The sequence below is a fragment of the uncultured Porphyromonas sp. genome (assembly GCF_938039215.1).
Classification (GTDB): domain Bacteria; phylum Bacteroidota; class Bacteroidia; order Bacteroidales; family Porphyromonadaceae; genus Porphyromonas.
Window position 1 is genome coordinate 1 of record NZ_CALHVI010000026.1, and the last position, 3319, is coordinate 3319.

A 3319-nucleotide genomic window follows, 5' to 3' on the forward strand; every position below is an offset into this window, starting at 1 on the left:
GCTCAAGGCGCAGAAGGGGATGAAGCTCACAGAGCGACAACGTGAACTGAATAACACCATCAGCAAAATGCGCTGTTTGATAGAGCGTGCCTTCGGGAGTATTCGAAGGTGGTTTTCAGGAGGGCGATGTCGTTACCGAGGGCTTGAGCGAACGCATACACAGAATATCTTGGAAGCTATGGCGTACAACCTGAAGCGTATGCCTGGGCTTCTTGTACTCCAGAGCACCAAATAGCTCAAAAAAGCCCCCTCTCGGGAGGATGATCCTTCCGAGAGGGGGCAAGGGGGAGAGACAGGCATGCCACTTTTCAGCCTAAAGACTCCGAAGTTCGCTGGAGGAAAGTGCAAGCAGTGAAGAGATGGGCTTGCGCAATGGTCTCTATTAGTGTCATGAGCACAATAAATCCCTTCTCTAAAGTAGGAGGGGAGATACCATGCCCTCTTTCAGAGCTTCCCTGAAGACACAGAGACTACTCCCTCATCTTCGTCTATATGACGAGAAGGCTCAAAGCCCCCTCACTTCCTCCTTTTCTACTAATTTTATCTCGTATGATAGGTTTGACCCTCCCCATACGTCTACCTTATAGATAATGGGGAAGCCCCCACAAGAAGTAACAAACGAAGCGATGTCCTACGACCAGCTCACCCACCTGCTCGGGACACTACGTCCCCAGCTCCTATCCCAGGCGACACATATCACCGGGGATAGGGATGATGCTGAGGATGTCGTACAGGAGGCTCTCCTTAGGATCCTCGTCCACAGAGCAGAGTGGGAGCACTACAGTAGCCTAGAGGCACTATGCCGCACCGTAGTGCACCATCAGGCCATCGACTTTCTAAGACGAGCAAGACCTCGGGCAGAGATCGAGGAAGCCGATCGCCTCTCAGCCTCCTCCACTGAGGACGAAGTGGAGCAATACGAAACCCAAGCATTGCTCACCTCAGCCATCGAAAGCTTACCGACGAAGCAGCGCCTCATCTTCCGTCTCAAGGAGGTCGAGGGCTACGAAGTAGAGGAAATCGCCCAAATCGCAGGGCTAAGCTCCGAAGCGATCTACAACAACCTCAGCCGTGCACGCAGCACTCTGCGCTCACGACTGCTCATGCACAAAGACTTTGCACCCTATGGCACAAGACACAAATAGCCCCACTCCCCGTCTTCCCCTCGCACCCCACCAGATCGAGGAACTGATTGACGGATACTTCCTCGGCAAGACGACCTCTGAGGAAGAGGCTTTACTACGCGACTACTTTGCCTCGGATAGGGTATCTGCTAAGTATCGGGATCTTATCCCGCTCTTTACTGAGGTGCGCCAACTACTCATCGGCCATGAGCAGGAGCCTCTTTCCCCTGAGCTGAGCCTACCCGCAGCCAAGAGAAGGACAGCTACTCGCACCCGACTCCTTCGTCCCTATCTCATGGGGGGAATAGCTGCAGCCCTCCTATTAGCCATACCCCTCGGATATCACCTCTCTGTCTCCGATCACCCTAAGGTCGGATACTCCTCTACCCTCTTCATCGCAGGCGAAAGGATACAAGACGAGGCCGAGGCGGCACAGCGTGCCGAGGATGCCCTACAGGCTGTCGCCCTCCCTCTCTCCACCTCCCTCCCCCAGCTCTCTATCGATCTCGATTAGTCTCCCCTCACATCATGTATAGACAGATTATACTCTCGCTCCTCCTACTATCGGTGCTCCCACTCAGAGCGCAGACCGAGGTACAGCCCCCGCTACAGACACAGCAGGTCATACAGCGCTACCGACGTGCCAAGAATGCTGTCTATGTCGAGCTAGGCAAGGATCTACTCACCCGCTACGATGCCTCCTACTGCTACACCCTACAGCTCCTACCCTCAGGCAAGGAGCTAGAGGCTCAGTGGAGTGACGTAGAGCAAGCTCTAGACACAGACCGAAAGATAGCCTCTATCATCAAGGAGCAGATCGAGCGAGGGCGCCTGCTCGGTGCCTACTACCGCTTCTCCAGCAAAGACTCCAAGATCCACCGCTATCTCCTCTACTCCTATGACAATCGAGGGGTGATCACCCTAGTCAGTATCGGGGGAACACTCCAGACAGAGGAGCTTATCCAACGGATCCTTACCCCTAAGTCCCCCACCCCTAAGCGCAAATAACAACCATAATACTCATCCTACGATTATGTACACCAAGCATCTCCTCCTCTCCGCCCTGCTAGTAGGCTCTTCTACCCTATCCTTACGAGCTCAGCAAGGGGCTCCACAGGACACGACCCTACAGTGGCGGAAGCACATCCTAGAGCTCAAGGACCACCAAGGTCAGCTCGAGGTCAAGGTCTATCAACTAGATTCAACGGGTGCAAAACGCCCCTCAGCCTATCTCTTCCGTGGCATCTACGGCGAGGGACGGATCGAGGAGCAGGGTACGGGAGAGCACATCCGCCTACCTCGTCCTGAGATCTTCTTCCCCACTCGTAGAGGACAGAGTCGCTCGAAGTCCAAGCGCTACCTCACCTCTCTCGGAGCCTCCATAGGCTATACGACACTGACCGGTAGTGGAGCTACGGGGCTGAAGCGAACACGCTCCCTGCGCTATGATATTCAGCTCCTAGAGTACCACCAGGTCCTCTCTCCTCGGCTCATGCTCTCGGCAGGCCTTCACCTGCAGCTCAATTCGCTCCACCTCAGTGGGGACTATGCCTATCGAGAGGAGAATGGGGAGAGCAAGCTCGTCCACTATACCGTCCCTGAGGGTGTACGTACCTCCCGTCTACACATCACCTACCTGACTCTCCCCCTAACGCTTCGGTTCCGTCCTTGGGCAAAGCCCTTCGATCACTGGGAATTCTCATTCGGTACAGAGTTCAAGCTACGGACAGCCTCTAGCTCCAAGGTGTGGATCGGAGACTATCGTACCCCACGTGTCCTAGGCAAAGACCTTGGGATCAACCCCATCAGCCTAGACCTGAGAGCACAGATCAAGTGTGCCCCTGTCGGGATCTATGCTACCTACAGCCTCCTCCCCCTCTTCCTAGATAGGGGGTTACCCACCACCTATATATATTCCTTAGGGGTATCGCTCGGACTCTAGTCGCCAAATTCCCTCACTCCTACCCATCGCTCCTGCGATATCCTATGATAGAGGCGATCCTCCACAGGATGTGGGGATCGCCTCGTCGCCTATCTCAGGAGACCATTGCACGGTATTTCAAAGGCATACAGGGCTGTGACCACTTCGTACATCACTGATATTTAGTATCTTCATAACCAAAACAGTCGTATAGCTATACCTACCAAACAAACCGAATCCGCTCCGAGCTTCCTGCAAGTCTATACGCAGGTGC

General features: G+C 54.4%; 5 protein-coding genes. All 5 read left to right on the top strand.

The annotated features are described in order from the left end of the window. Nucleotides 1-235: transposase (locus tag Q0336_RS03425; protein WP_298525742.1), on the top strand; the 235-nt coding region annotated here is incomplete at its 5' end. Nucleotides 236-590: 355 nt separating this feature from the next. Next, a complete protein-coding gene (locus tag Q0336_RS03430; protein ID WP_005468955.1) occupies nucleotides 591-1145 on the top strand; it encodes a sigma-70 family RNA polymerase sigma factor in 555 nt (184 codons plus the stop codon). Then, entirely contained in the window at nucleotides 1126-1638 is a 513-nt protein-coding gene (locus tag Q0336_RS03435) for a hypothetical protein (protein ID WP_005468956.1), read from the top strand. Before Q0336_RS03430 ends, Q0336_RS03435 begins: the two co-directional genes overlap by 20 nt. Nucleotides 1639-1652: 14 nt before the next feature. Beyond that, on the top strand, nucleotides 1653-2132 hold the full coding sequence (locus Q0336_RS03440; protein WP_005468957.1) for a hypothetical protein: 480 nt from the start codon (nucleotides 1653-1655) through the stop codon (nucleotides 2130-2132). Between the two features lie 25 nt (nucleotides 2133-2157). Continuing rightward, nucleotides 2158-3066, top strand: a complete 909-nt coding sequence (locus tag Q0336_RS03445) for a hypothetical protein (protein ID WP_298525751.1) — start codon at nucleotides 2158-2160, stop codon at nucleotides 3064-3066. Nucleotides 3067-3319: the final 253 nt, after the last annotated feature.